We start from the raw sequence: 3,169 nt of genomic DNA on the forward strand, positions 1-3,169 counted from the left end.
TGAGCCAATCAGTGCCTCAATCATCAAAAAGCAGGGAGATTATCCGCCTTTCTGGCAGCGACAAAATTCATTTGTTGGCGCAATGGAAAATATTTATGAGCATTTGCGTCATAAAAATCGTAAAATTTTACTGTAAAGTTAAGTAAAATCATTAATCTAGCAATTAACCCAGTTATGAGGATTAAAACGGATGCCATTATCACTTGAAGATAAACTAAAGTCATTTGATCATGAGACACTGATTAATATGATTGTGGAAGTATCACAAGCAAGTGCTGATAACGATAAGTTAATCCATTCACTACTGGCAATCAGAAATCCTAAAGAGCTGTACAGCATACTTAACAAAGAAATAACGACTATCAAGAATGGACGTAAGTTTATCAACTACTATGAAGCTGATGCATTTACTGAAAAACTGTACAGCATTGATAGTCGCATCAACAATTATCTCATCAAACAGTCTCCTGATCTGGCGTTAAAACTATGCAAGCGACTTATTGAGATTGATGAGAAAATATTTGAACGCGTAGACGACTCTGGCGGCAGCATTGGTTGCTTTTATGATTCACTGTTTGAAACTTTAGATAAAGCCATGGCAAATACCAAAGAAGCCCCAGAGGACATAGCAGACTATATTCTTGAGGTTTATCTAAATGATGATTATGGCAATAGGGGCAGTATTATTGACCATTTAAAAGAGTCCCTCTCTGATGAGGTCATTAAAGCCATAGAAGCAAAGCTTCCCTGTGTGCAAAATAATGATGCCTTACGTTCAGAAACAGGATCGACCAAAAACATCAAAGCGATCATAAGTAATGATAAAGTCATTCGTATTCATAAAAAAATAGCCGATAAACAAAAGAATATTGATAAATACATAGCGCTATCTGAAACTAGCGGTCTAAACACACATGATATCTGTGAGATTGCAAAGCGTTTAAACAATGATTTTAGAAGTGAAGAAGCCATCCAGTGGTTGAGCAAAATCACAGATGATAATCAACAATCAAATGATCGCGACACACTTTTAATAGAAGCGCATATGCTAGAGGGTGATACAGATAAAGCGAAAGCAGTTATCTGGAGCCGATTTAAGCGTAACCTGCACATTGATGACTATCTTCATTATCTTAAACTTGCCAGTGCAGAGGAAAAAGAGCAAGCCAAAGAAGAGGCGCTTAAAATTGCACGTGCAGAAGAATATATCTCCAGAAGCTTCGAGTTTTTACATGAGCTTAATGAATATGATGCTATTGAGACGCTATTTTATGAGCGTGAATCAGAAATTAATGGTTCTGATTATTATGTTTATCGTAAGCTCTCCACTAGTTTACATAAACATGGCAAACATCTTGTTGCCGCACTCTTAAGAAGAAAACTCGTTGAAAGTGTTTTAGATAGCGCAAGATCGAAATCATATCGTTATGCTGCAAGTGATTTAAAATTAGCAGGGGATTATGCTGCCGAAGTAAAAGCGTGGGGTGACTACCCAACACATGAAGGATTTATCGATAAACTAAAACAAGATCATAGCCGAAAACACAGCTTCTGGGCGCTAACGAAGAAAGATTAAAAGATTAAAAAACTAAAGAGGAAAACCATGTTTTTTAAAAACGTAACTGCATTCAAGTTAAATCAAGAGATTAATCCAGAGCAATTGATGAATGCTTTAGAAGATTTTGCTTTCAAGTCGTGTGCACCGGGACAGGCTTCATCTACTGGGTGGGTTCATCCTTTTATCAAAGATCATGAAGATACCTTCCACAGTATTAACTCATTTCATTTATTATGCCTTAAAACGGAAGATAAGATATTACCAGCGCAAGTCGTTAATGAGCATACACAGCAGAAGATCGAAGAAATTGAACGTCTGCAAAATACAAAAATAGGTAAGCACGAAAAAGCAACGATTAAAGACGAAGTACAACAGATGCTTCTAACCAAGGCTTTTAGCAAATCAAAACAAACCTATGGTTACATTGATGCGGCTAATGGCTTTCTTGTCATTGACAGCAACTCAGACAAAACCATTGATGATTTCACCGCACTGTTACGTAAGTCACTGGGCTCTTTAAAAATTCAACCGATGTTTGATGACATATCCACAATATTGACATCATGGTTTAAAGAAAATGCTGCACCAACTGATATAGTGATTGAAGACAAATGTAAACTCGTTACCGATCAAGGCGATGGCGTTGCCAACATCACCTGCCAAGGCAATACAATGCTGTCAGATAATATTTTAGCCTTTATTGAAGCCGGTGGTGCCATATCAGAACTTGCCATTTCATGGCGCGATCAGATCAGTTTAACCATTAATGACCGTTTTCAATGGAAATCAATTAAATTTCTTGAAGGCTTAAAAGATCTTAATCATGAATTAGACAAGGAAGATAAAATAGTGCGTCAAGAGGCTGATTTTTTATTGATGGCGGAAACGTTTGCTGAGCTTTTAAATCAATCTGAAGATTACTTCAATACCACAGATAATCAGATGCCACTGGTTTATGATGATATTCAATCACAAGCAGCTGAAGACACAAATAGTGAAAGTATTGAGACCACTGAAACGATTGAAGAAAATAACTGAAGATCATTATGAGTAAAATGCAGGACTGGAAAACACCCATACCGTTATCTCACATATCAGCAAATAAGCATGAATATCCCATTGATGCTTTGCCTGAAATTATTAGGAATGCGGTAAAGTCATACGCAGATTATGGTCAACAACCCATAGCACTGCTGGCTAATAGTGCGTTGTCTAACATTTCACTTGCCTGCCAGGGATTAGCCAATGTCGCGCGTGATGCTGTTTTAGTTAGTCCCATCTCAATGTATTTTATTACCGTAGCTTCCAGTGGTGAGCGAAAATCAGCAGCAGATAAGGTGTTTGGACAGGGTATTGAAGAGTGGGAGCTTGAAACAACTCAACATCTGCTGCCTGAATACCAACGCATGAAGAATGAACACACAACGTGGTCAATTAAGCGCAAAGGCTTGCTGATGATGCTAAAGCGCATGGCAAAAGCAGGTGAAAATGCAGATGAACAGGAAGCTCAATATGACTCAGTAATGCTTGATGAGCCTGAAATACCGCTATTGCCTAAACTAAAATATGAGGATATAACGGTTGAAGCACTCAGCGAAAATCTATCAAAAG

Annotated in this window: 3 protein-coding genes; all 3 read left to right on the top strand. The window is 37.7% G+C overall.

All coding sequences use genetic code 11. From position 1 onward, the window contains the following. Positions 1-190: 190 nt before the first annotated feature. Positions 191-1,576 carry a DUF6880 family protein gene (locus tag DNJ75_RS14495; protein ID WP_117004148.1) on the top strand — a complete coding sequence of 462 codons (1,386 nt, stop codon included), beginning with the start codon at positions 191-193 and terminating at the stop codon, positions 1,574-1,576. A gap of 27 nt (positions 1,577-1,603) precedes the next feature. Next, complete coding sequence (locus DNJ75_RS14500; RefSeq protein WP_117004149.1) at positions 1,604-2,596, top strand: recombination-associated protein RdgC; 993 nt, start codon at positions 1,604-1,606, stop codon at positions 2,594-2,596. An 8-nt stretch (positions 2,597-2,604) separates the two neighbouring features. After that, positions 2,605-3,169: DUF3987 domain-containing protein (locus tag DNJ75_RS14505; protein WP_117004153.1), on the top strand; the 565-nt coding region annotated here is incomplete at its 3' end.

Source organism: Cysteiniphilum litorale (genome assembly GCF_003428165.1).
Classification (GTDB): domain Bacteria; phylum Pseudomonadota; class Gammaproteobacteria; order Francisellales; family Francisellaceae; genus Caedibacter; species Caedibacter litoralis.